Source organism: Saccharopolyspora tripterygii (genome assembly GCF_054778355.1).
The window spans coordinates 24,568-48,609 of sequence record NZ_BAAGZP010000024.1; the positions used below are offsets into that span (position 1 = coordinate 24,568).

Genomic DNA, 24,042 nt, shown 5'->3' on the forward strand with positions numbered 1-24,042 from the left:
CGATCGCCGCGCGTGACCGCTGCTGAACCACCTGGACAATCCCGAAAGGCACCGCCCATGCCGCACCTGCGCCCTTACGTCTCCGCCGTCGTGCGCCCGATCCCGATCACCACCCGCGAGCAACGCGTCGAGGCGCTGGACGCGGCGGGCCACAACCCGTTCAACCTGCCCGCCGACCAGGTGAGCATCGATCTGCTGTCGGACTCCGGCACCGGCGCGGTCTCCGTCCAGCAGCAGGCGTGGGCGCAGCTCGGCGACGAGCGCTACGCCGGGGCCGAGTCGTACTACCGCTACCGGGAGGCGTTGCAGGAGGTCGTCCCGTACCGGCACCTGCTGCCCGTGCACCAGGGCCGCGCCGCCGAACGAGTCCTGTTCTCCGCGCTGCTCGGCGAGGGCCGGATCAGCCTGAGCAACACGCACTTCGACACCACGCGGGCCAACGTGGAGCGGCTGGGCGCCGAAGCGCGCGACCTGCCCGATCAGGAGCTCTTCGACCTCGACAGCGATCATCCGTTCAAGGGCAACATCGACGTCGGCGCGGTCCGCGAGGTCCTCGACGGACCCGATGGGCCAGGGGTCGGTCAGATCCTGGTCACCATCACCAACAACGGCGGCGGCGGGCAACCGGTGTCGATGGCCAACCTCCGCGAGATCAGCGCGCTCGCGCACGAGCGCGGTGTCCCGCTGATCCTCGACGCCGCTCGGTTCGCCGAGAACGCCTGGCTGGTCATCCGCCGGGAACCCGGTTACCGCAACAGCACTCCCCTGGAGGTCGCGCGGGAAGCGTTCGCGCTCGCCGACGGAGCCGTGGCCAGCCTGAAGAAGGACGGGCTGGCACCGGAGGGCGCGTTCATCGGGGTCAACGACGACGAGCTGGCCGATCGGTGCGAGCTCGACGTGATCGCGACCGAGGGGTTCCGCACCTACGGCGGGCTCACCGGCTCGACGCTGGAGCAGCTCGCGCAAGGCCTGCGCGAGGTCGTCACGCCCTCCTACCTCGCCGATCGCGAGCACGAGGCCGCCTACCTCGCCGAACGCGCACATCAGGCGGGGGTGAACACGATCCGCCCGTCCGGTCTGCACGGCGTGTACCTCAACGCCGGGCGGTTGCTCCCGCACCTCACCCCGGCGCAGTTCCCGGGCCACGCGCTGGCCTGCGCGCTCTACCGCGAGGGCGGGATCCGCTGCGCAGAACTGGGTTCGCTGTACCTGGGCACGCTCGACGAGGACGGCGCGCTCCTCTCGCCCGCGCCGTTCGAGCTGGTCCGGCTCGCCCTGCCGAGGCGGGTGTACGACCACAGCCACCTGGAGTACGTGGGTGAGGTGCTGGCCGAGATCGCGAAGGACCCCGAATCGGTGCCCGGCTACCGGATGACGGAGAACCCGCCGATCCTGCGGCACTTCCGCTGCCGGACCGCGCCGCTGACCAGCTGAACCCGCGCTCGCCGGGTACCCGCGACGGGCGCCCGGCGAGCGTGCTCAGCTCAGTTCCGACGGGGTCCGGTCGATGGCGTGGCGCGCGAGCGTGACCAGCGCGTTCTTGCACAGCACCCGGTCTCGCGCGTCGCAGATGACGATGGGGACCTCGGGCGGGATCACCAGCGCGTCGCGCACTTCCTCCGGCTCGTACCGGTAGCCGTCGTCGAAGATGTTGACCGCCACCACGAACGGGATCCCGCGCCGCTCGAAGAAGTCCACCGAGGCGAAGGCCTCCTGGAGCTTGCGCGTGTCCACCAGCACCACGGCGCCGACCGCGCCGAGGGCGAGGTCGTTCCACAACGGCCAGAAGCGGTTCTGGCCGGGCGCGCCGAACAGGTACAGCACCACCTCGTCGGAGATGGTGATGCGCCCGAAGTCCAGCGCGACCGTGGTGGTCTCCTTGCGGTCGACACCGCTGAGGTCGTCGACCCCTTCGCTGGCGACCGTCATCTCCTCTTCGGTCGTCAGCGGCGGGATCTCGCTCACCGCGCCGACCAGCGTCGTCTTGCCGACGCCGAAACCGCCTGCCACGACGAGTTTCACGGGTATCGGCGCGGGATTGTCGCCGTCTTCCCCGTCTCCCCGGCCGGACTGCACCGGAACGGACTGATCGGACCGGGCTTTCGCCTCAGCCACCCTAGAGTCTGCAAAGCCCACGGTACACCTGCTCCAAGATATCTCGGCTGACTTCAGAACGAGGCGTCCGCACGAAGACGGCACCGTGATCGAGCAGGTCACCGCACAGGACCCGGACGACGCCCATCGGCTGCTCCAGCGCTACTGCGAGCTCCGCGAGCGACACCGGGCGGTGGCACGCCTCGAGGATCGCGCGGTGCTCGGGCGTGAGTTCCAGCCTCGGGGTCTCCGGCCTGGGCTCGACGGTGACCACCTGGGTCGCCGTGTCGAGCCGCTGCTTGTGCTTACCAGGTGTCCGGCCGCGCGTGATCGTGTACGGCCGGACCATCGGTCCGGCTTCATCGTCGTACCACGCCTCGTCCACTGTCAGGTCCTCTCTGCCGCCACACCGCGCAGCTCGCGCGGCGCCGCCGACAGGAACGACCCGACCCGGGTGATCAATCGGCCCATCTCGTAGGCCACCAGCTCGATGTCGGTGTCCGCGGCCGACAGCACCGCCAGGCACGCACCGCTGCCCGCCGCCGAGACGAACAGGAACCCGTGCTCCATCTCGACGTGGGTCTGGGCGACCTGCCCACGTCCGAAGTCCTTGCTCACGCCCTTGCCGATGCTGCGCATGCTCGACGCCGCGGCGGCGAGCTTGTCACCGGCGTCCCGGTCGAGTCCCGCGGACTTGGCGATGACCAGGCCGTCGTTGGACAGCACGACGGCGTGGTCGGCTCCGTGCACGCCCTGCACGAAGTCGTCCAGCAGCCAACTCAATTTCGAAGCTGTCTCGGTCATGCCCACCTCACACGCGCCTGCTTGTCGTTTGCTCTGCTCATGAGCCGCCGTCGTCGGTTGCGTCGAAGCCTCCCCGGAACGCGCGGCGGAATCCGGCCAGCTTGCTCGGTGAGGCCACCACCCCCTGGTCCTCGGCATCGGGGTCGTCCTTGAGTCCGTCGGCCAGGTGCGTCTGCGGCACCCGCTTGGGCAGTGCGGGACGGTTCCCGTTGCCGCGCTTGGATTCCGGCTCGCGGTCCGGCTCGGGTGCGGACTCCGGGCCGGGCGACTCCGCCGCCGGCCACTCGTAACCCGGCGGGCTGGCAGTCCTGCCGGGGGCGGTCGACTGGTCGGTCATGTTCCCATTCCAGCTCAACTCGCGCTGCTGCGGCACCAACGTTCGTTCGGTCTCCGCACCGTTGACCGACTGAGGCTCCTGGCCGTCTCGCTCCTCCAGGCTCCCCTCGATCTCGCGCCTGCGGTCCAGGGCGCTGATCGGCACCTGCACGGTGTCGCCGTCGTCGCTGCTGCCGGCCTCGAGGATCAGGTTGGGCAGCAGCACCGTGGCGCGGGTCCCGCCGTAGGCGGAGACGCCGAACTCCACCGAGATCTCGCGGCGCGAGGCCAGCCGGGCGGCGGTGAACAAGCCCAGCTGCTCGGCCTTGTTGTTCTCCAGCACGAGCCGGTCGAACTCCGGCGGCTCGTGCATCATCTCGTTGGCCCGCTGCCGGATCTCGGGGTCCATGCCCAGCCCCTGATCGGCGATCTCGATGGCGATCCCGCGCGCGACCTCGCTGGCCATCACGTGCACCTGGGTGCTCGGCGGGGAGAACGCGGTGGCGTTGTCGATCAGCTCGGAGATCAGGTGGATCGAGTCGCCCACCGCGGCACCGTGCACCATCACGTCCGGGACGTGACCGATGACCACCCGCGAGTACTGGTCGATCTCGGAGACCGCCGAGCGCATCACGTCCATCAGCGCGACCGGCCGGCTCCACCGGCGTCCTGGCTGCTGGTCACCGAGCACCAGCAGGTTCTCCACCGTGCGGCGGGCGCGGGTGGTGGCGTTGTCCAGGTCGAAGAGCTTGGCCAATTGCTGGGAGCTCTCCTCGTTGCGCTCCAGCTGGTCGATCGTGGTGTGCATGCCGCGCAGCAGCCGCTGGATGCGGTGGGCCATGCCGACGAACACCACCCGGGCGCCCTGGCGCGCTCGCGCCTCGCCGACCGCGGCCTGCACCGCTTCCTGCTGGAAGAGCTGGATCGCGTGGGCGACCTCGCCGACCTCGTCGTCGCCGTAGTGGCCCAGCTCCGCGATCTCGGCGTCGACCTCGACGGCATCGCCCTCGCGGAGCCGGCTGACCACGTCCGGCAGCCGCTCGGCCATCGCCAGCGATTCGGTGCGCAGCCCCTGCAGCCGGGTGAGCAGGGCGTCGTCGACGACCGTGCGGTAGACGCGTCGGGCGAAGAAGAACGACCCGACCGCCACCGCGAGCGCCACCAGGCTGCCGACCAGCACCGTCCACAGCGTGCTGGTGGCCCGGGCCACCGCACCGCTGGCGACGTGCTCGCTCTGGGTGCGCACCAGGTTGGACATCTCGGCGCCGATGTCGTTGGTCATCCGGCGCCAGTCCTCGACCCGCAGCTGCGGGCGGTCACCCGGGCCGAAGGCGCCGTGCTGGATAAGCTGGTCCTCGGCCGCCACCAGCTGCTTCCAGTCCGGGTTGGCGACCATCGCCCGGTAACGCTGGCGCACCTCCGGCAGCATCGTGGTCATGTTCGCCTCGACCGCGGCGTGGTGGCCGATGATGTGACCGGTCAGCTGGCGGTGCTGGGCCGGGGTCAGCTCGCCGCTGGTCAGGACGGTGCCGACCATCGACGATTCGCGGGAGAGCGTGTCCGAGGCGCGGAACAGGCCGACCGCGGCCAGCGAGCCCTGGCGGGCCTCGGGGTCCGGTGTGATGCGCGCCTGGATGTCGAAAAGCCTGGTCGCGGTGTCGAACATGTCGTCGTAGAAGGCGTTGAGCTCGTCGACGGAGGCCTGTCGGGCGGTGACGCGCTCGCGCAGGTCGGGCAGCCGCTTGAAGTAGGCGTTGAGCTCGTTCATCGGCTCGATGACATCGGCGGGCGCCGACTCCAGCACGGGGGCGGCCTTCGCGTTGAGCTCGGCGAGCGCGCTGTCGGTGGCGCGCTGCTGGCCGCGCAGCTCGTCGGTTCCGGAACCGGGCTGGCTAATGACCTCGAGGCTGCGCAGACGTTCGCGCTGGACCTGGTCCAGGGCATTGACCGCAGGCAACGACATCGACTGCACGCCGGAGGCGATCTGCCGTGCGAAGAAGGCGTCGAAGGCGAACAGCGAGCAGCCCACCGCCCACAGCACCGCGACGACGACCCACGGGACGAACACCGCCCACGTCAGTCGCGACCGGATGGAGGGCCCACCGGGGCGTCGCCCTCCGGGTTTCAGCGAGGATGGGGAGTCGTCGTCTGGGGTCGTCACTTCCACGTTCTTTCCATCGATGGTCTTTCGCCCACGCCGGGGAGCGGCCCGGCGGCCCGACATCACGTGCCCTCGATACGCCAGGCACCATATCGGATGATCTTCACTCAATAGTGGAGGCTGGCGGGTATTCCCCACCACAGCTGGACGAACGAGAGGACCCGGGATTTTTCACAGTGAACTGTGATCGCGGGCGCGGACGTGGGGCCGACCCTGCGCATGAAATCGAATTCACCCGGATGGACGCCAGCCCTTTCCCCGATCGGGAACTCTCTTGAATTCCGCACCATTCGCTCGGATAGCAGTTCGAGCGAAATCGTTCGCGCGACTTCTCCTGCCGCCCATGCGATCGTGGCCTCGGCAGCGGGCGGCCTGGCCGAGAATGACTGCGCCGAAGCGGAACTCCGCAAGGTCGACACCGAGCGCTCAAACTTGATTGATTCCAGATTATTGGTAGCGTGGCCTCATGACACCGAGCACGAGGAGGACCTCGGGAAACGGTCGCGCGCAGGTCTGCGCGCGACAGGTCCGCTCGTCACAGCGAGGGTCTACCAGGCGGCTGTCCGTGCGGACCCGCGCACCGAAGCTGACGATGTCAGGCGGCCCCTGAGCGGCCGGACAAGGCCCACGTCGAACTGTTCCCAGGAGGACGATCGATGACCACTGATCCCACCACGGACCACACCTCCGCGAAGCCGTCGACCACCGAGTCCGGCGCCCCGCGGGAGAGCGACGCCCACTCGCTGAGCATCGGCCCGAACGGCCCGCTGCTGCTGCACGACGTCGCGCTCGTCGAGAAGCTCGCCCGCTTCGACCGCGAGCGGATCCCGGAGCGGAGCCCGCACGCGAAGGGCTCCGGCGCGTTCGGCGAGCTCGAGATCACCGAGGACGTGTCGCGGTACACCAAGGCGAAGCTGTTCCAGAAGGGGACCAAGACCCCGATGCTCGCTCGGTTCTCCACCGTGGCCGGCGAGTTGGGTTCGCCCGACACCTGGCGGGACGTCCGCGGTTTCGCGTTGAAGTTCTACACGCAGGACGGCAACTTCGACATCGTCGGCAACAACACGCCGGTCTTCTTCGTCCGCGACCCCATGAAGTTCGCGGACTTCATCCACTCGCAGAAGCGCACACCCGACTCGGGCCTGCGCGACAACAACATGCAGTGGGACTTCTGGTCGCTCTCCCCGGAGAGCGCTCACCAGGTCAGCTACCTCATGGGCGATCGCGGGCTGCCCCGGACGTGGCGCCACATGAACGGCTACTCCTCGCACACCTACATGTGGATCAACGAGGACGGCGAGAGGTTCTGGGTCAAGTACCACTTCCTCACCGAGCAGGGCATGGAGTTCCTCACCAACGAGGAAGCCGGTGAGCTGGCGGGCAAGGACGCCGATTTCCACCGCCGCGATCTGTTCGACTCGATCAAGAGGGGCGATTTCCCGTCCTGGCGCCTCGAGGTGCAGATCATGCCCTACGAGGACGCGAAGACCTACCGCTTCAACCCCTTCGACCTCACGAAGGTCTGGCCGAAGAAGGACTACCCGCGCATCCCGGTCGGTCGCTTCACCCTGAACCACAACCCCACCAACCACTTCGCGGAAGTCGAGCAGGCGGCGTTCAGCCCAGCCAACACGGTTCCGGGCACCGGCGTCTCCCCGGACAAGATGCTGCTGGGCCGCATCTTCTCGTATCCCGACGCGCATCGGAACCGGTTGGGCACCAACTTCAACCAGCTCCCGGTGAACCGCCCGGTCGTGCCCACCAACTCCTACGACAAGGAGGGCGCGATGCAGTACTTCCACTCCGGTGATGCACCCGTGTACGCGCCGAACTCCTACGGGCGCTCCTACCAGGACGAGCAGGGTCCGGTGGACAACGGCTGGGAGTCCGACGGACAACTCGTGCGAACGGCCTACTCGCTGCACTCCGAGGACGACGACTTCGGCCAGGCCCACACGCTCGTGCGCGAGGTCTACTCCGAGCAGGAGCGGGAGCGGCTCGTGCAGACCGTCACGGGCGCGCTGCTCGACGGGGTCGTCGAGCCGGTTCTCTCAAACGTGTTCCAGTACTGGAAGAACATCGACCAAGAGGTCGGCGAGAACATCGAGAAGGCGTACTACGCCCAGGCCAACGAGTGATACCCCAGTAGGAACAAGCCGTGAACAGGCTTGGAGTTCATGTCAGGTTGCGGCGGTAGCCGCCTTGCCGGCGTGGGAGGTGACGGGGGGAGTTTTCATGAGAACTTCCCCCACCTCCCACACCGGCACGCGAACCGAGTGGGACAGGCTCTAGACCTGCTTGCGCGCCCTCTTGACCGCGCGGCGCATCTGGATCATGCGCGCGGTGCCTGCGAGCCACACCAGCACACCGCCGACGATCGCGGCGAACAGCAGCGCCAGCCCGATCGGCAGGCTGAACTCCAGGCCCAGGAAGTGCACGGTGACCGGCGCGAAGTTCTGCGCGACGAAGATCAGCAGGAAGACCAGCACGACGCCCGCGATGGCCAGCGCCGTCCACAGCACGCCGGTGCGGCTCTGCGAGGCCAGCTCGTGCTTGCCCGCGCCGGACCGCTCGACCGGCTCACGCGTCCCGCCCGCCTTCTCGACGGCACCCGCGTCGCCAGATCCCGCATCGCCGGAACCCGCGTCCGCCCCCACCGCGTCCTGGGCGGTCCCGTTCCCGGAGTGGGTGTCCTCGGCCGTCGAGTCCACCGAGGCCGACTCGCGCTCCGCTCCGCTTCCAGCGTCCTTCGACCCGTTGTCAGACATGCCGACATCATCAACCCCAACCCGGCGCTCACCCCACCGCACACACCGCCTCGTCACCGGTTCGATATCTGCGGCTTCGCGGGGCGAGCCGCCCGGGCGATCGACTCCGCTGGTCAGGCGAAGGTGGAGGCGTGCGAGCGCAGGACCTCGGCGTTGGCCGCGAGGAGTTCGAAGGGGTCGTGCTCGGTGGTGTCGATCTCGGCGACGTGCCACGGGATCCGCTCGGTGGCCGCGAGCAGCTTCCGCAGGTCGACGGCGCCCGTCCCCAGCGGTGCTTGCGGTGCTTCCCGAGTGGCCGGTCCGTCCTTGAGGTGCACCGAGACGACCCGATCCCCCAACGACTCCAGCACCTGGACCGGATCGGCTCCCGCGGCCTGCGCCCAGTAGACGTCGAGCTCGGCAAGGACGTCCTCGTGAGTCCGCTGCCAGAACCGGTCGTAGGCGGGACCGCTGGGCAGCTCGGCCCACTCGAACCAGTGGTTGTGGTAGCCGAGCCCCAAGCCGTCCGGCGCGTCGGCCGCGGCCTGGCCCAGCGCGTCGGCGAAGGCGTCGAGGGAGGCGGTGTCGGTGAAGGTGTCCTCGCCGAATCCCGGAACCTGACGCGGTTGCGGGATGAACGCCGTGCCGACGCCGAGTTCGGCGCATTCCTCGGCCAGTTCGGCCACGCTCGGCAGCGCGGCGTGGGTCGCCGAGACCGCGAGGCCCGCGGCGTCGAGGTCGGCCCGCAGCGCGCGGGTCGAGGCGAGCCGCTCCGGCTGCGTCTTGGTCAACGCGCCCAGCCCGAACGGTTCGACGTGGCGGAAGCCGATCTCAGCGAGTCGGGCGAGGGTTCCGGGCTGGTCGGCGGCCAGCTGGTCGCGGACGCTGTAGAGCTGAACGGACAGTGTCGGCAATGACCTGTTCCTTCCAGGAAGTGGATTAACCCACGATCAACGGCCGGAGGGTGCGCTGGGCGATGCGCAGACCCTGGGTGATGCGCTCGTCGTCGCCACCCCAGACGGGGTCCTCGTGCTCGACGGAGAGCGTGCCGGTGAAGCCGTGCTCGTAGAGCCGGTCGACGACCTTCGGCCAGTCGACCTGCCCCAGGCCGGGCACGCGGTAGCGCCACCAGCCCATGTCCCAGGGGTTTCCGCCCTTGTCGACCTTGCCGAAGAAGCCGTAGCGGTTGCGCGCGGCCGGGTCGAGCTCGACGTCCTTGGCTTGGGCGTGCACGATCCGGTCGATGTAGGGCGCGATCGTCTCGACCGGGTCGATCCCGATCCAGGTCAGGTGCGAGGGGTCCCAGTTGAGGTAGAAGCCCAGCGAGAACATCCACTCCCACAGCTCGGGCGAGTAGGCCAGGTTGCCGGGGTAGCCGTCGGGGTGCCAGCCCTCCATGACGCAGTTCTCGACGATGAGCTTCACGCCCCGCTCGCCCGCGTAGTCGACTAGCTCCGGCAGCACCCGCTGCCCTTCGGCGAGGTTGTCGGCCACCGACTTCGTCCAGTCGCGACCGATGAAGGTGCCCACGTGGGGCACGCCGAGCGCCTGCGCGGCGTCGACGCAGTGCTTGAGGTGGGTCCGGATCTCCTCGCGGCGCGCGGGATCCGGGTGCAGGTTGTTCTCGTAGTAGGCGAACGCCGACAGCTGCAGCCCGTAGCGCTGGAAGAGGTCGGTGGTCGCCTCGACCTGCTGGGGCCCGAAATCGGCGACCGGCAGGTGCGCGGCCTCGAAGTCCCTGCCACCCGTGGTCGGCCACACCGCGACCTCGAGCGCCTCGTAACCGTTGATCTTGGCCCAGCCGGCGACCTGTTCCAGCGTCCACTGCGGCAGGCACGCCGTGAGCATTCCGAGTCGCATCATCACACCTTCGTCCAGGAGCTGTTTCCGGAAGCGCGCACGACCGCGTCGACCAGCCTGGCCGAGCGGAGTCCGTCGGTGAAAGTGGGCAGTCCTTCGGGATCTCCGCCGTCGATGGCCGCGTAGGTGTCGGCGACGAACGCGTCGAAGCAATCGGCGTAGCCCTGCGCGTGCCCGGCGGGCAGCCGGGAGAGCCTGCGGTGCTCGGCGGATCCGGTCCCGATGTCGCGCACCAGGACCCGGTTCTCCCCGGAGCCGCCGAGCCAGACCTGCTCGGGGTTCTCCTGGTCGAAGACGGCGCTGCCGCCGGACCCGTCGAGCTCGAACCACAGCCGGTTCTTCCGCCCGGCGGCGACCTGCGAGATCGTGGCCGTGGCCAGCACGCCGGTTCCGGTGCGCAGCAGCAGGGCGGCGGTGTCCTCGGTGCGCACCTCGACCCGCTCGCCGCCCTCGGCGCCGGGGCCGCTGAAGCTGGCTCCGCCCGCGGCCGGCCGGGTGGGCACGGCGATGGAGAACTCGGCGAAGACGTCGGTGAAGGTCTCCCCCGACACCCATTGCACGAGGTCGCACCAGTGCGACCCGATGTCGGCGAACGCGCGCGAGACCCCGCCCTGCTCGGGGTCGACGCGCCAGCCCGAGGCGTTCGGGTCGAGCATCCAGTCCTGCAGGTAACTGCCGTGCAGCAGGTGCCAGTCGCCGAACTCGCCCGCCTGCCTGCGGGCCCGGATCTCGCGGACCAGCGGGTGGTACCGGTAGACGAAGGGCACGGTGGCGACGAGCCCGCTGGAGGCCGCGGCCGCGGCCATCCGCTCGGCCTCCTCCAGCGAGATCCCCAGCGGCTTCTCGCAGATGACGTGCTTGCCCGCGGCGAGGGCGGCCTCGGCGAACGGGGCGTGGGTGGAGTTGGGGGTGCAGATGTGCACCACGTCGACGCGATCGTCGGCGAGGACTTCCTCGAAGGTCGCGAAGGCGCAGACGTTCCACTCCCCCGCCTTCTCCAGCGAGCGCTGCGGCGTGGACGCCTGCACGCCGACGATCTCGGCGCCGGAGAGCGTCGCGGCACGCCGGTGCACCTCGCCGATCATCCCGGCGCCCACGATCGCCGCGCCGCGCCTGGGATTACCCGGACTCACGCGCCTGCCTCCCTGTAGTCGGTGTGGTGGACGACAACAACGGGTGTCTCACGCCCGATTTTCGTCACCGCTCACGCTAGGACCCCGGTTTTAAGCCGACAAGTACTGCGATTTATTTTCTTCTCGGTCATAATTCAGCGGTAAATCGGCCCGAGGGAGCGATCATGGCGTGGGATCCGGTCCGGCTGACGGTGCCGAGGACCTCGGGGAGGGCCGATGGCGACCTCGTCCTCAGCGTCCTGACCAGGCTCATCGCCTCCGGGACCGCGGAGAGCCGCGCCGAGCTGGTCAAGCGCACCGGCCTGGCCCGCTCCACCGTCAACAGCCACCTGGACGCCCTCATCTCGGCCGGGGTCCTGGCCGAACGCGGCGCGCTCAGCGGCGGCGGCCGGGGACGCCCCGCCCACCGGCTGGCCATCGCCCCGCGCGCCGGGGTCGTGCTGGCCGCCGACGTCGGCGCGCACAGCACCCGGCTGGCCGTGGCCGATCTCGGCCAGGACCTGCTCTCCGAGCAGCAGGTGCCGCTGGACATCACCGTCGGCCCGGAGAAGGCGCTCGACGTGCTGACCGAGCACCTGCGCGAGCTGCTGCGCGGCGCCGGACTCTCCGCCGACGAGGTCAAGGCGCTGGTCATGGGGCTTCCCGGCCCGGTCGACCCGCGCATGGGCATGCCGGTGCGGCCGCCGATCATGCCCGGCTGGGACGGGTTCCCGGTCGGCGACACGATGGCCGAGAAGTTCGACTGCACGGCGTCGGTCGACAACGACGTCAACCTGATGGCGCTGGGCGAAGCCCGCGCGTTGCCCGCCGCGGAATCCCCGCTGCTGTTCCTCAAGATCGGTACCGGCATCGGCGGCGGCATCGTCTCGGCGACCGGCGAGCTCCACCGCGGTTCCGACGGCGCGGCCGGGGACATCGGGCACATCCGGGTGCCCGGCGCCGACGACGTGATCTGCCAGTGCGGCAACGTCGGCTGCGTGGAGGCGGTCGCCTCGGCCGAGGCGGTGCTGCGCGGCCTGCGCACCGAGGACGGCGGGCCGGAGACCACAGCGGATCTCGCGCAGCTGCTGCGCGACGGCGACGCGCTCGCGACCCGCCGGATCCGCGCCGCTGCCGCGACCATCGGCGAAGTGGTCGCGATGCTCGTGCACTTCTACAACCCCAAGCGCATCGTGCTCGGCGGTCTGATCACCTCCGTCGGCGACGACGTGCTGGCCGGCATCCGCAGCGTCGTCTACCGCCGCGCGCTGCCGCTGGCGACCCGGCACCTCTCGCTGGCCAACAGCGCGCTGGGCCGCTCCGCCGGGGTGGCAGGTGCGGTGGTGGCGGGGATCGAGAACGTGCTGTCCCCGGAGGGAATTCGCGGACTGATGCGGGAGATGCCTTGACACCCCGCGTGCGGCTCGCAACCATGTGATCGTCTCACGCCGCCGTTCGACCGGTGCCCGGGTGAATCCCGTTGCCACCGCCGACGAACCGCGAAGCGGAGACAGCCATGCCTTCACCCCCGCACCGGGCCGCGCTCGCCGTGGTGGCGCTGCTCCTCGGCGGCTGCACGAGCACTCCACCCGTCGGACCGCAGGGCGAGCACGCGCCGCAGGTCGCCGTCGTCGACCCCGCGTCGGCCGCCGGCGCGCGCGGTGAGGTCACCGTCTGCGGGGTGCGCGACACCGGCGTCTTCGAGACGCTGACCCGCGAGTTCAACGAGCGAGGCACCGGGATCAGCGCCCGCTACGTCGAGATCGGCCAGGACACCGATTCCACCCGCGCCCAGGCCCTGCAGCGCCTGGAAGGCGGTTCGTCGGAGTGCGACATCTACCTCACCGACGTGACCTGGACCAGCGAGTGGGCCACGCAGGGCTGGCTGATGGACCACAGCAGGCTCACCGCGCAGCGCCGGGACGAGCTCATGCCGTCCACAGTGGAGACGGTGCGCTACGACGGGCGGGACTGGGCCGTGCCGTTCTACACCAACGCGGGCCTGCTGTTCTACCGCCACGACCGCGTTCCCCCGCCCACGACCTGGCGCGAGGTCTACGCCCGGGCGGCCCAGGACCGGTCCCAGCGGGTCGAGATGCAGGCCAAGCGATACGAGGGGCTGACGGCGAACTTCCTCGAACTCCTCTACTCCGCGGGCGGATCGGTGATCGACGACGCCGGCCGGGTCACCGTCGACTCGGCGCAGACCCGCGAAGTCCTGCGGTTGATGGCCGAGGGCATGGAATCCGGCGCCCTCGATCGCGCGTGCCTGACCTACGACGAGGACTACGCCCGCCGCGCCTACGAGTCCGGCGCGGCGGGCTACCTGCGGCAGTGGCCCAGCGCGCACGAGCTGATCAGCCAGACCGCGGTCGGCCCGGCCACCAGGGCGGTGGCGCTGCCCGCCTTCGACGAGCGCAGCGAGCCCGCCGCCGTGCTGGGCGGCTGGAACCTCGCCATCGCGGCGAAGTCCGAGAACACCGGCGCCGCGGTCGCTCTCATCGACTTCGCGACCAGCGGGGAGTTCCAGAAGCAGATGGTCCTGGAGACGGCCCAGGCACCGGTGTTCGCCTCGCTCTACGACGACCCCGAGGTGCGCGCGAAGCTCCCGTTCATCCCGCAGCTCAAGGAATCGCTGCTGCACGCCCGGCCCCGTCCCCGATCCCCGGTCTACTCGCAGGTCTCGCGCGCGATCTACGACAACGCCTACGCCGTGATCTCCGGGCAGACCGACGTCGAGTCGGGCGTGCGGGAGATGGCCCACGACGTCGAAACCGCGCAGGAGACCTTCTGATGAGCCGAGTCGACGCCCAGCAGAGGCGCACCGCGGTGTGGATGGTCTCCCCCGCGCTGGCGATCATGTTCCTGGTGGCCGCAGTACCGATCGGCTACGCGATCTGGTTGTCGCTCAACGCCTACAGCGTCCGGCGGGCGGGACTGTCGCAGTTCGTCGGCTTGACCCACTACTGGAACGCGCTGATCTCCGAGGAGTGGTGGCGGGCGTTCGGCCAGACCTTCCTGTTCGCCTTCTCCTCGGTGACCCTGGAAGTGGTTCTCGGCGTGGCCATGGCGCTGCTGCTGAACCTGGCCTTCCGGGGGCGCGGGCTGCTGCGGTCGGTGCTTCTGGTGCCTTACGCAGTGCTGACGGTGGTCTCGGCGATCACCTGGCAGGCCATGTTCGAGTCCAACCTCGGGCTGGTCACGGGCCTGCTGCGGGCGCTGGGCCTTCCCGGGGGCGGGCAGGTGTGGCTGGCCGAACCCGGCTACGCGATGGCCGTGATCATCGCCGCCGACGTGTGGAAGACCGCCCCGTTCGTGGCGCTGCTCGTGCTGGCCGGTCTGCAGGTCATCCCGGGCGAGGTCTACGAAGCCGCCGACCTCGACGGGGCGAGCCGGTGGCAGACCTTCTGGCGGGTCACCCTGCCGCTGCTGCGCCCGGCGATCGCGCTGGCGGCGATCTTCCGGCTGCTGGACGCGCTGCGGATCTTCGACCTCCCGTTCGTGCTGACCAAGGGCTCCAACGGGACCGAGACGATGTCCATGATCGCCTACCAGGAACTGCGCGAAGGGCGGCTGATCGGCCAGGGTTCGGCGCTGTCGATCCTCACCTTCATCACCGTCATGGCCGTGTCCCTGGTGTACATCCGCTTCGCGGGCGGCAACATCCGCGACGTCGCCGAGGAGGGCGCCCGGTGAAGCAGACGAGACCGCGGCCGTGGGTCTTCGGGTTCGCGCTGGTGGTGATGCTGACGTCGCTGGTGCCGTTCTACTGGTTGATCAACACCTCGCTCAAGACCGGCGCGGAGCTGTCCTCCGGGTCGCTGCTGCCCGGCTCGCCGTCGCTGCGCAACTACCTGGAGGTCGTGCAGGACGAGGACTTCCTGACGGCGCTGGGCAATTCGCTGATCGTCGGCGTGGTGACCACCTCGCTGGCGCTGCTGCTGGCCTCCTTCGCCGCCTACGCGCTCGCCCGGCTGAAGCTGCCGCGCAAGGGGATCATCCTCGGCCTGGTGCTGTCGGTGACCACGTTCCCGGTGATCGCCATCGCCGCGCCGATGTTCACGATCTGGAGCGACATCGGGCTCTACGACACGCTGCCGGGGCTGATCATCCCGAAGCTGACCTTCGCGCTGCCGATGGCGATCTTCGTGCTCACCTCGTTCTTCCGCGAGATCCCGTTCGAGCTGGAGGAATCCGCGCTCATCGACGGAGCGAGCCCGTTCACCGCGTTCCGCAAGGTGATCCTGCCGCTGGCCGTCCCCGGCATCGCCACCACCGCGATCCTGGTGTTCATCTCGGTGTGGAACGAATTCCTGCTCGCGGTCACGCTCACCTCGACCCCGGAGTCCCGGACCGTTCCGGTCGCGATCGCGTACTTCTCCGGGACCAGCGACTTCGACCACCCGATCGGCACGATCAGCGCGGCATCGGTGCTCGTCACCCTGCCGCTGCTGGTGCTCGTGCTGCTGTTCCAGAAGCGCATCGTGGCCGGTCTGACCGCCGGCGCGATCAAGGGCTGAACCCACCGCAGATCGAAGGAGTCCCTGACATGAGTGACCCCACGTTCCGGGTCGGAGTCGTCGGCGTCGGCTGGGCGGGCCAGCAGCACCTGGCCGCCTACGCGGCGCTGCCGAACGTCGAGATCGTGGCGATCGCCGGGCAGGAGGCGGACACGCTGGCCTCGCTCGGCGAGCGCTACGGCGCACCGCACCTGTTCGCCAGCTGGGAGCAGCTCGTCGAACTGCCCGAGCTCGACGCGGTGAGCATCGCGGTGCCCAACTTCCTGCACGCACCGATCGCCGTCGCCGCGCTCAAGCGCGGACTGCACGTGCTCAGCGAGAAGCCCTTGGCGCGCAACGGCATCGAGGGACGGCAGATGGTCGACGCGGCCCGCTCGGCCGGGCGCGTGCTCGACGTGGCCTTCAACCACCGTCTGCGCGGGGACATCCAGACCCTCGGCGGGATCATCCGCGGCGGCGAGCTGGGAACGCCCTACTACGCCAAGGCGTCCTGGATGCGGCGGCGCGGAATCCCCAAGATCGGCAGCTGGTTCACCAACCGCGAGATGGCCGGTGGTGGACCGCTGGCCGACATCGGCGTGCACGTGCTGGACTACGCGCTGTTCCTGCTCGGCGAGCCGGAGGTCGAGTCGGTCACCGCGGCCACCTACGCCGAGCTGGGCACGCGCGACATCGGCGGCATGAAGTGGGAGACCGCCCAAGCCAAGGGCGGTTTCGAGGTCGAGGACTTCGCCTCGGCGTTCATCCGCCTCCGGGGCGGCGGAACCCTGGTGCTGGAGACCTCGTGGGCGGCCTTCCGCGATCCCGTCGACCTGATCGACTTCAGCGTGCTGGGAACCGAGGGCGGCGCCGAGCTCCGCGCCGTGGGCGCGACCAAGGCGCAGGTCGGTGATCTGCACGTGTACCGGGACGTCGACGGCGAGATCGCCGACTACCAGCCCACCGCCGAGCCCGGGCGCGCGCACGCCGCCGTGGTGGAGAACTTCGTGCGGGTGCTGGGAAATCCGCAGGAGTGGGCGGACAACGACGGGTCCGAGGCGCTGCGCCGGGCCGAGGTCATCGACGCCTGCTACCTCTCGGCCGCCGAGAAGCGGGAGGTGGCGGTCGCATGAGCGGACTGCGCATCACCGTCTGGAACGAGGGCGTCCACGAGGCCCGCAACCACCCGCCCGTGATGGCCGAGATCTACCCGGAGGGCATCCACGGCGCTCTCGCCGAGGGCATCCGCGGCGAGCTGCCCTCGGCGACGGTGCGCACCGCTCTGCTGGCGGATGCCGGGCACGGGCTCACCGAGGAGGTGCTGGCCGCCACCGACGTGCTGCTGTGGTGGGGCCACCTCGCGCACGGCGAGGTCGACGAAGCGGTGGTCGACCGCGTGCAGCGGCACGTCCTCGGCGGGATGGGACTGCTGGTGCTGCACTCCGGGCACTTCTCCCGGATCTTCCAGCGCCTGCTGGGCACGACCTGCTCGCTGGGCTGGCGCGACGGCGCCGAGCAGGAGCTGGTGTGGACGGTGGCCCCGCACCACCCGATCGCCGACGGCGTGCCGACCCCGCTGGTCATCCCCGAGCAGGAGACCTACAGCGAGTTCTTCGACATCCCCGCGCCGGACGAGCTGATCTTCCTGTCCTCCTTCGACGGCGGCGAGGTGTTCCGGTCGGGCGTGACGTTCTTCCGCGGCCACGGCCGGATCTTCTACTTCAGCCCCGGCGACCAGCGCTACCCCGTCTACCACCAGCCCGAGATCCGCCGGATCATCGCCAACGGCATCCGCTGGGCGGCCCAGCCGGACCGCCCCCGCACACCCCCGGAGGTCGCCAATCTCGACCGCCACTGGCGTTGACCAGCCACATTCGAATTTCGAATCCGCCGGCCCGGTCAGGTGACGTTGGCCGGGAAGTAGTGCTTCGGGTCGCCCCGCTTCTCCAGCGGTGGGTAGTTGCGGGGCGGCGTCTCCACCAGAGGGGCGTCCGCGGGCAGGCGGCCCTGCGCCCGCTTCCAGGCCGCCCTGGCGCGCGGGTGGTAGCGGAACCGGAAGGGCACCAGGCTCCACGCGGCGCCGAAGACCCGGCCGACGATCTTCAGCAGCAGCTCGTCGCGCCGGGTCCAGCGCAGGCCGAGCTTCTCCCGGACCGGCGGGTCGTAGCAGCCGGTGGTGAGCCAGTGCATGAGCCGCACGGTCGGCGGGCGCAGGAGACGCCAGACGGGATCCGGCAGCCGGCTCACTAGCGGCGGCTTGCCGATGCGGGAGACGTCGCGGACGTCCAGGGTCGCCTTGTTGACCTCCAGCACCTCGCGGCACATGTGGTCCCAGTAGCGCTGGAAGCTCGGCCAGTCCGGCGGGACCGGCCGCATGCTCATCCCGTAGAGGCGGTACCACTGGACGCCCTCGGCGTAGACCTGCGCCTTCTCCGCCTCGGTCATGGGCGTGCCGAGCCGCTCGGCGATCAGGATCGGCATCACCAGGAACGTCGAGTGCGCCCAGAAGAACGTCTCGGGGTTCAGCGCGTGGTACGGCCTGCCCTGCTTGTCGACGCCCTTGATTTCGTTGTGGAAGCCGCGCACCAGCCGTGCGGTCTCCGCCGCGCGCGGACCGTCGTAGACGACGCCGCCGATCGGGTACAGCGAGCGGTAGAGCCGTTCCCAGCGCTCGTCGAAGAACTCGGAGTGATCCTCCACCCCGGCTCCGAGCTGGGGGTGCATGTTCTGCATCGACCCCGCCCACAGGGCCAGCAGGAGACCCCGCCAATCACCGAAGTACCGCCACATCAGCGAATCCGGACCCAGCGGCTCGGGCATGTGACGCTCCGTTCGATGTGAGGACACCCGTCATCAAAAGTAAGCAGGCCGCCACGCACCGTCAATGGCGCACGCCCGGACGGACGCCACCGCCGTCCCGCCTAGGAGTCGTTTCAGGATGCGGCGGAGCCGTTGTTTCAGGTGTGGGACTCAGCCGGCACCGCTGTGGCCTTCCCCTGCGGGGATTTCTCACACGTCGTCTGGATGAGTACGCCGCGACGCCGTGCCTTGGGCATACATAAGTCGTGGCGCACGGAGTCCAGGCGGCGTGTGAGGTTCCGCCACCCGCACCGCCAAGCAAGGTGACTCCGCAACAACCCCTTAGACTCGGGCGCGGAGGTGGTCCAGCCGTGATGAACAAGAGCCGACTCGGCATCCTGCTGGTGCGCACGCTGCTGTTCTTCGCCGTGGCCGTGGTGCTCGGCGTGCTCAACGGCTGGCCGTCGTACGCGATCATCGCGGTGGCGCTGACCGGGGGCGCCGCGCTCGTGCAGTTCGGCGGCTGGCTGTGGATGCGCCGCGCCGAGCAGCAGCAGCCCGCGACGGAACGACCGCAGGTGCGGAGCGAGTTCCTCTGACTGGCCCGAATTACCCCCCTGGGGTATAAAGGTGGCGGGTCCACCGGCCCAGGGGAGGTACATCGATGCACGGCTACACCCACAACAAGGACGACTACGCCAAGCGACTGCGTCGCATCGAAGGTCAGGTGCGCGGTCTCGCGCGCATGATCGACGACGACGAGTACTGCATCGACGTGCTCACCCAGGTCTCGGCCACCACCAAGGCGCTGCAGGCGGTCGCGCTGGGCCTTCTCGACGAGCACCTCAAGCACTGCGTCTCCGAGGCGATGTCCGAGGGCGGCGACCAGGCCGAAGCGAAGATCCGCGAGGCCAGCGACGCGATCGCGCGCCTGGTCAAGTCCTGACCGGCCAACCCGTGCGCACCGGAGCGCTCCGCTGGACCCTGCTGCTGGTCCTGACCCTGGGCGTCCTGCTGATGCACCACGTCCCCACGCACCACGTCCCCACGCAGCACGTCCCCACGCAGCACGTCCCCACGCAGCACGTCCCCGCGCACCACGTCTCCGCGCAGCACGACTCGCACCAGGTCCAGCGCTCGGTCTCCGCCCACGCGCAGGTCGACTCCTCGAACACCGCGCCTGACGGGCACGGCGTGCTGCACCTGTGCCTGGCGCTCGCCGTGACCTTCCTCGCGCTGCTCGCCCCGCGGCTGGGGCGCGCCGTCGGCGCACCTGTGGAGATGTCGCTCCCCCGGCTCCGGCGCACACTGGAGCGGGCGCGACCTCCGGACCCATTACCTCGGCGGCTCGCCGCGCTCTGCGTACTCCGGCGCTGATCGGCGCTCACCGGCACTGCCGGCCACACCCGATCCAGCACACCGAACACGAGGTATTTCGCGATGAAGCACGCCCGCACGGGCGCCGCCGCGCTCGGCGCCGCCCTGTCACTGTCGTTCCTGGCCGGCTGCGGCCAGCCCGACACCCCCGCTCCGCCCGCTCCCCCGGCGCAGTCCGCACCCGCGCACAACGACGTCGACGTGATGTTCGCTCAGGGGATGGTCCCGCACCACCAGCAGGCGATCGAGATGTCCCGCATGGCCGTCCAGCAGGCGCAGTCCCAGCAGGTCAAGGACCTGGCCGCCCGCATCGAGGCCGCCCAGGGACCGGAGATCGACGAGCTCAACGGCTGGCTGCGGGACTGGAACGTCCAGCAGTCCGAGCACGGGGGCCACGGGGGACACGGTGGTCACGGCACCGGCGGCATGATGTCCTCCGACGAGATGGCCGGTCTCGACCGGGCGAAGGGCACCGAGTTCGATCAGAAGTTCCTGATGCTGATGATCAAGCATCACGAGGGCGCGGTGACCATGGCCCGGACCGAGGTCGAGAAGGGCCGCTTCCCCGACACCCAGCAGATGGCCCGGGAGATCATGATCAGCCAGCAGTCCGAGATCGACTCGATGCGCACGATGCTCACCCAGCACTGACCGAATCGCCGCCCGGGCCGCACGCGCCCGGGCGGCGCGAGTCGAACACATCTGAATTCACGCAATCGTCACCGGCTCCGGGAATACTCGTCCACAGAGGACGGACAATGCGCCCGGTGTAACCCGTATCGCGCCGAGTCTCGGATTTCCGCGGAACAAACGCGCCTTCCCGCACGCTCCAGCACAGGTATCGGACATCCATGCGGAAGGAAGCGATGGAAGACGTTGCTGTGCGTTCCCCGGCGGTGCCGAACGGGACGACCGATGTCCGCACCGACGAACCGACCGGGCCGAGGAGACTGCGCATCATCGCGGTGCTCGGGGCGCTGATCGCCCTCGGCCCGCTGACCATCGACATGTACTTGCCCGCGCTTCCCTCCATCGGCGCGGACCTGGGGGCTCCCGACTCGACCGTCCAGCTCACGCTCACCGGAACGCTGCTCGGCCTGGGGCTGGGGCAGTTGCTGATCGGCCCGCTCTCCGACGTCGTCGGCCGCCGCGCACCGCTCATCGCCGGAACCGCGTTGCACATCGTCGCCTCGCTCGCCTGTCTGATCGCGCCGAACATCGCGGTGCTCGGCGCGCTGCGCGTGGTGCAGGGCGCCGGCGCGGCGGCGGCGATGGTGGTCGCGATGGCAGTGGTCCGCGACCTGTGGTCGGGCCGCGCGGCCGCCACCGCCCTGTCCAGGCTGATCCTGGTCATGGGCATCGCACCGATCCTGGCACCGACGTTGGGCGGCGCGGTGCTGCTGTCGACCTCGTGGCGCGGGGTCTTCGGCGTGCTGGCCGCCCTCGGGGTGGCGCTGCTGGCGCTCGCCGCGTTCGCGCTGCCGGAGTCGCTGCCGCCGCAGCGCCGCAGGCAACCGCACTTCGCGCCGGTGCTGCGGACCTACGCCACGCTGCTCACCGACCGCGAGTTCGTGCTGCTGCTGATCGTGGCCGCGCTGGCGATGACGGCCCTGTTCTCCTACGTCTCGGGCTCCTCGTTCGTGCTGCAGGAGCAGTACGGCCTCGACCAGCAGGCGTTCGGCCTGGTCTTCGGAGCGGGCGCGGTGGCGCTCATCGGCGCCTCGCAGCTCAACGTGCTGCTGCTCAACCGCTTCACCACGATGCGGATCGTGGTGACCTCCCTGTCGGTGGCCACGGCGGCCGGTCTGGTGATGATCGTCCTCACCACCACCGGCACGGGCGGCCTGGCCGGATTCCTCGTGCCGCTGTGGGTGGTCCTGGGCGCGATGGGCTTCGTGATGCCCAACGCCCCGGCGCTCGCCCTCGGCCTGCACGGTGAGGCCGCGGGCACGGCCGCAGCGCTGCTGGGGGCCTGCCAGTTCGGGCTCGGCGCCCTGATCGCCCCGCTGGTGGGTGTGCTGGGCAACGACGGCCCGGCGATGGCGGTCATCATGACCTCGGGTGCGGCGATCGCGCTCGTCGCGCTGGCGGCGATGGTACGGCTCAGCAATCGAACCGTGCCCGCCGCTTAACCCCTGCGAGGGCTGACCAGGATTTAGCATCACGGCTGGGCGGTCTCCCCCGCCCAGCCGTGAGGAGGACGCGATGCCCGAGCCGGACGAGATCGATCTGGACAAGCCCAACGCCGCTCGGGTCTACGACTACTACCTCGGCGGCAACCACAACTTCGCCGTGGACCGCCGGATGGGCGATGAGGCGATCGCGATGTGGCCGGAGCTGCCGCAGATCATGCAGGCCAACCGGGCCTTCCTGCGGCGGTCGGTGCACTACTGCGTCGAGCAGGGCATCCGCCAGTTCCTCGACCTGGGATCGGGAATCCCGACGGTCGGCAACGTGCACGAGGTGGCGCAGCTGGCCGCACCGGGGAGCCGCGTGGTCTACGTCGACACCGATCCGGTCGCCGTGGCCTACAGCAAGAAGCTGCTGGCCGACAACCCCGATGCCGAGATCCTGCGCGCGGACGCCCGCGACCCGCAGGAGGTGCTCGAATCCGACGAGGTCGCCGCGCTGCTCGACCTGGACGAGCCGGTAGCGGTGATGATGGTGGCGCTGCTGCACTTCGTCGGCGACGAATCAGATCCGCAGCGCGTCATCGCCGGCTACCGGGAAGCGTTGGCGCCGGGCAGTTTCCTGTGCGTCTCGCACGCGACCGGCGAGGGGCGCCCGGATGTCGCCGACGAACACGCCGACCTCTACCAGAAGCGGACGACAACTCCGATGACGTTCCGCTCCCGAGCTGAGATCGGCGAGTTCTTCGAGGGTTTCGAACTGGTCGAACCGGGCCTGGTGTTCATGCCGCAGTGGCGACCGGTCTCCCCCTCCGATGTCGGCGACAACCCGGAGCGCTTCACCGCGCTCGTGGGCGTCGGCCGGAAATTATGAGCGGCTGCGCCGCTTGCGGCCGGTGACCGCGTTGTAGATGACCAGCACGATGATCGCGCCGATCACCGAGCCGATCCACCCCGCCGGCTGGAATCCCCGCAGGCCGACCGTGAACAGGCCGAACAGGAAACCACCCACGACGGATCCGACGACGCCGAGGACGATCGTCATCAGCAGGCCGATGTCGTCCTTGCCCGGGACGATGGCGCGGGCCAGGAAGCCCGCGATCAGACCGAAGACGATCCAACCGAGAATTGTCAAAAACACCGAGCTCACCCGTTTCGGTCGCGGACAATGTGAATTCCCAGGGTACTCCGATCATGCCCGCGAGGTCTCGGTGATCGTTTTCACCCGCGTTTCACTGCTATCACGAATTGGCTGACATCGAGCATCGGAGCAGCTCCGGGCCCCGGATTCCGACCGAGTCGGCCGGCCGCGACCTCGCTGAACTCGATCTCGCTCACCCAATTGAGCTTCGCCAGGGATTCGGCGACGGGCAGTTCTCCGTCGTCGTGCAGAACGGTGTCGAGGTCCATCCCCTGCTTCGCCCCGAAGGAGGAGATCTGCGGGTCGGCGGCGATCTTCCGCGTGCCGCGGAACTCCTCCACCGCCAGGCGGCTCCCGGGGGCGGACAGCTCGGAGACCGACTCCAGCAGCCGGAGCCTCGCATCGCCCGGGAGGTACGGCAGCAGTCCTTCGGCCAGCCACGCCGTGGGAGCGGTGACGTCCAGACCTGCGGCGATCAGTGCTGCGGGCCAGTCGTCCCGCAGGTCGACACCCACCAACCGATGCTCGCAACCGGGTTCGGCACCGGCCTCGGCGAGGGTGTTCTGCTTGAAATGCAGCACTTTTGGCTGGTCGAGCTCGAACACCGCGGTCCCGGAGGGCCATTCGAGCCGGTAGGCGCGCGCGTCGAGGCCGGCGGCCAGGATCACGCACTGCCGCAGACCGGATTCGCCCGCCGCGGTCAGGAAGTCGTCGAAGGCCCGGGAGCGGACGCCCAGGTAGTGGTCTACGCGCTCGGCCCAGCGCGGACCGTCTTCCGGGATCGCCGCCAGCGCCTCGGGCGTGGTCGGGAATCCGACGCCCTGATCGGCCGCGTGCACCAGCGTCGCGGCGTGCGGGTCGTCGATGAGCCGGTCGTGCCTGCAGGTCTCGATCGCGCGCATCGCGGCGACCGCGAGCGCGGTCAGACCGACGCCGCTCGCGACCCCCCAGTCCTGATCCACCACGTGCGCGAGCGTAAGGCGGGAGGTCGGCGCGGGTCCACC

At 69.7% G+C, this 24,042-nt stretch carries 25 protein-coding genes; 14 read left to right on the plus strand and 11 right to left on the minus strand.

All coding sequences use genetic code 11. The features are described 5' to 3' along the window. Nucleotides 1-57 precede the first annotated feature (57 nt). A complete protein-coding gene (locus ACYVF3_RS18815; RefSeq protein ID WP_461155534.1) occupies nt 58-1,434 on the plus strand; it encodes a tryptophanase in 1,377 nt (458 codons plus the stop codon). 45 nt (nt 1,435-1,479) lie between these two features. On the opposite strand, the gene ACYVF3_RS18820 is transcribed toward ACYVF3_RS18815, so the two are convergent. The 4 genes from ACYVF3_RS18820 to ACYVF3_RS18835 are packed head-to-tail and all read right to left on the minus strand — an operon-like array spanning nt 1,480 to nt 5,281. After that, complete coding sequence (locus tag ACYVF3_RS18820) at nt 1,480-2,076, minus strand: GTP-binding protein (RefSeq protein WP_461155638.1); 597 nt, start codon at nt 2,074-2,076, stop codon at nt 1,480-1,482. Nucleotides 2,077-2,116: 40 nt separating this feature from the next. After that, nucleotides 2,117-2,479 (minus strand): DUF742 domain-containing protein, encoded by a 363-nt coding sequence (locus tag ACYVF3_RS18825; protein ID WP_461155535.1) that lies wholly within the window; start codon nt 2,477-2,479, stop codon nt 2,117-2,119. A 2-nt stretch (nt 2,480-2,481) separates the two neighbouring features. Beyond that, nucleotides 2,482-2,898, minus strand: a complete 417-nt coding sequence (locus ACYVF3_RS18830) for a roadblock/LC7 domain-containing protein (RefSeq protein WP_145735641.1) — start codon at nt 2,896-2,898, stop codon at nt 2,482-2,484. Between the two features lie 37 nt (nt 2,899-2,935). Then, nucleotides 2,936-5,281: a sensor histidine kinase gene (locus ACYVF3_RS18835; RefSeq protein WP_461155536.1), complete on the minus strand. Its 2,346-nt coding sequence runs from the start codon at nt 5,279-5,281 to the stop codon at nt 2,936-2,938. A 749-nt stretch (nt 5,282-6,030) separates the two neighbouring features. On the opposite strand from ACYVF3_RS18835, the gene ACYVF3_RS18840 reads away from it, so the two are divergent. Then, the gene (locus ACYVF3_RS18840) at nt 6,031-7,512 is read left to right on the plus strand and encodes a catalase (RefSeq protein WP_461155537.1); all 1,482 of its coding nucleotides are present in this window, start codon (nt 6,031-6,033) and stop codon (nt 7,510-7,512) included. Nucleotides 7,513-7,662: 150 nt separating this feature from the next. Here ACYVF3_RS18840 and ACYVF3_RS18845 read toward each other — a convergent pair whose 3' ends face one another. The 4 genes from ACYVF3_RS18845 to ACYVF3_RS18860 form a co-directional block, all read right to left on the minus strand. Then, nucleotides 7,663-8,142 (minus strand): LapA family protein, encoded by a 480-nt coding sequence (locus tag ACYVF3_RS18845; protein ID WP_461155538.1) that lies wholly within the window; start codon nt 8,140-8,142, stop codon nt 7,663-7,665. 113 nt (nt 8,143-8,255) lie between these two features. Continuing rightward, nucleotides 8,256-9,035 carry a sugar phosphate isomerase/epimerase family protein gene (locus tag ACYVF3_RS18850; protein ID WP_461155539.1) on the minus strand — a complete coding sequence of 260 codons (780 nt, stop codon included), beginning with the start codon at nt 9,033-9,035 and terminating at the stop codon, nt 8,256-8,258. 25 nt (nt 9,036-9,060) lie between these two features. After that, entirely contained in the window at nt 9,061-9,981 is a 921-nt protein-coding gene (locus ACYVF3_RS18855; RefSeq protein ID WP_461155540.1) for a sugar phosphate isomerase/epimerase family protein, read from the minus strand. Nucleotides 9,982-9,983: 2 nt separating this feature from the next. Beyond that, entirely contained in the window at nt 9,984-11,114 is a 1,131-nt protein-coding gene (locus ACYVF3_RS18860) for a Gfo/Idh/MocA family protein (RefSeq protein WP_461155541.1), read from the minus strand. Between the two features lie 164 nt (nt 11,115-11,278). On the opposite strand from ACYVF3_RS18860, the gene ACYVF3_RS18865 reads away from it, so the two are divergent. From ACYVF3_RS18865 to ACYVF3_RS18890, 6 genes are all read left to right on the plus strand, one after another. Further along, complete coding sequence (locus ACYVF3_RS18865) at nt 11,279-12,502, plus strand: ROK family transcriptional regulator (protein WP_461155542.1); 1,224 nt, start codon at nt 11,279-11,281, stop codon at nt 12,500-12,502. 107 nt (nt 12,503-12,609) lie between these two features. Then, complete coding sequence (locus tag ACYVF3_RS18870; protein WP_461155543.1) at nt 12,610-13,887, plus strand: ABC transporter substrate-binding protein; 1,278 nt, start codon at nt 12,610-12,612, stop codon at nt 13,885-13,887. Beyond that, entirely contained in the window at nt 13,887-14,789 is a 903-nt protein-coding gene (locus ACYVF3_RS18875) for a carbohydrate ABC transporter permease (protein ID WP_461155544.1), read from the plus strand. Before ACYVF3_RS18870 ends, ACYVF3_RS18875 begins: the two co-directional genes overlap by 1 nt. Next, on the plus strand, nt 14,786-15,613 hold the full coding sequence (locus tag ACYVF3_RS18880; RefSeq protein ID WP_461155545.1) for a carbohydrate ABC transporter permease: 828 nt from the start codon (nt 14,786-14,788) through the stop codon (nt 15,611-15,613). Before ACYVF3_RS18875 ends, ACYVF3_RS18880 begins: the two co-directional genes overlap by 4 nt. Before the next feature lie 29 nt (nt 15,614-15,642). Continuing rightward, nucleotides 15,643-16,725 carry a Gfo/Idh/MocA family protein gene (locus ACYVF3_RS18885; RefSeq protein WP_461155546.1) on the plus strand — a complete coding sequence of 361 codons (1,083 nt, stop codon included), beginning with the start codon at nt 15,643-15,645 and terminating at the stop codon, nt 16,723-16,725. Further along, entirely contained in the window at nt 16,722-17,456 is a 735-nt protein-coding gene (locus tag ACYVF3_RS18890; RefSeq protein ID WP_461155547.1) for a ThuA domain-containing protein, read from the plus strand. The genes ACYVF3_RS18885 and ACYVF3_RS18890 overlap by 4 nt, the downstream gene beginning before the upstream one ends. 35 nt (nt 17,457-17,491) lie before the next feature. Here the strand turns inward: ACYVF3_RS18890 and ACYVF3_RS18895 are convergent, their stop codons facing one another. Further along, nucleotides 17,492-18,412 carry an oxygenase MpaB family protein gene (locus tag ACYVF3_RS18895; protein ID WP_461155548.1) on the minus strand — a complete coding sequence of 307 codons (921 nt, stop codon included), beginning with the start codon at nt 18,410-18,412 and terminating at the stop codon, nt 17,492-17,494. A gap of 353 nt (nt 18,413-18,765) precedes the next feature. Here ACYVF3_RS18895 and ACYVF3_RS18900 point away from each other — a divergent pair, with 353 nt between their 5' ends. The 6 genes from ACYVF3_RS18900 to ACYVF3_RS18925 all read left to right on the plus strand — a co-directional run bounded on the left by ACYVF3_RS18900 (nt 18,766) and on the right by ACYVF3_RS18925 (nt 22,771). After that, nucleotides 18,766-18,990 (plus strand): hypothetical protein, encoded by a 225-nt coding sequence (locus tag ACYVF3_RS18900; protein WP_145735664.1) that lies wholly within the window; start codon nt 18,766-18,768, stop codon nt 18,988-18,990. A 65-nt stretch (nt 18,991-19,055) separates the two neighbouring features. After that, nucleotides 19,056-19,337: a metal-sensitive transcriptional regulator gene (locus ACYVF3_RS18905; protein WP_461155549.1), complete on the plus strand. Its 282-nt coding sequence runs from the start codon at nt 19,056-19,058 to the stop codon at nt 19,335-19,337. An 11-nt stretch (nt 19,338-19,348) separates the two neighbouring features. After that, nucleotides 19,349-19,768, plus strand: coding sequence for a hypothetical protein (locus ACYVF3_RS18910; protein WP_461155550.1), 420 nt, complete (start codon nt 19,349-19,351; stop codon nt 19,766-19,768). 63 nt (nt 19,769-19,831) lie between these two features. Further along, nucleotides 19,832-20,419, plus strand: a complete 588-nt coding sequence (locus tag ACYVF3_RS18915; RefSeq protein WP_461155551.1) for a DUF305 domain-containing protein — start codon at nt 19,832-19,834, stop codon at nt 20,417-20,419. Between the two features lie 215 nt (nt 20,420-20,634). Continuing rightward, the gene (locus tag ACYVF3_RS18920) at nt 20,635-21,900 is read left to right on the plus strand and encodes a Bcr/CflA family efflux MFS transporter (RefSeq protein ID WP_461155552.1); all 1,266 of its coding nucleotides are present in this window, start codon (nt 20,635-20,637) and stop codon (nt 21,898-21,900) included. A 73-nt stretch (nt 21,901-21,973) separates the two neighbouring features. Beyond that, nucleotides 21,974-22,771 carry an SAM-dependent methyltransferase gene (locus ACYVF3_RS18925; RefSeq protein WP_461155553.1) on the plus strand — a complete coding sequence of 266 codons (798 nt, stop codon included), beginning with the start codon at nt 21,974-21,976 and terminating at the stop codon, nt 22,769-22,771. On the opposite strand, the gene ACYVF3_RS18930 is transcribed toward ACYVF3_RS18925, so the two are convergent. Together ACYVF3_RS18930 and ACYVF3_RS18935 are read right to left on the minus strand one after the other, a co-directional pair. Further along, nucleotides 22,766-23,038 carry a GlsB/YeaQ/YmgE family stress response membrane protein gene (locus tag ACYVF3_RS18930; protein WP_461155554.1) on the minus strand — a complete coding sequence of 91 codons (273 nt, stop codon included), beginning with the start codon at nt 23,036-23,038 and terminating at the stop codon, nt 22,766-22,768. The two genes, ACYVF3_RS18925 and ACYVF3_RS18930, sit on opposite strands and share 6 nt — an antisense overlap. 80 nt (nt 23,039-23,118) lie before the next feature. After that, entirely contained in the window at nt 23,119-24,003 is an 885-nt protein-coding gene (locus ACYVF3_RS18935; protein WP_461155555.1) for an SAM-dependent methyltransferase, read from the minus strand. Nucleotides 24,004-24,042 lie beyond the last annotated feature (39 nt).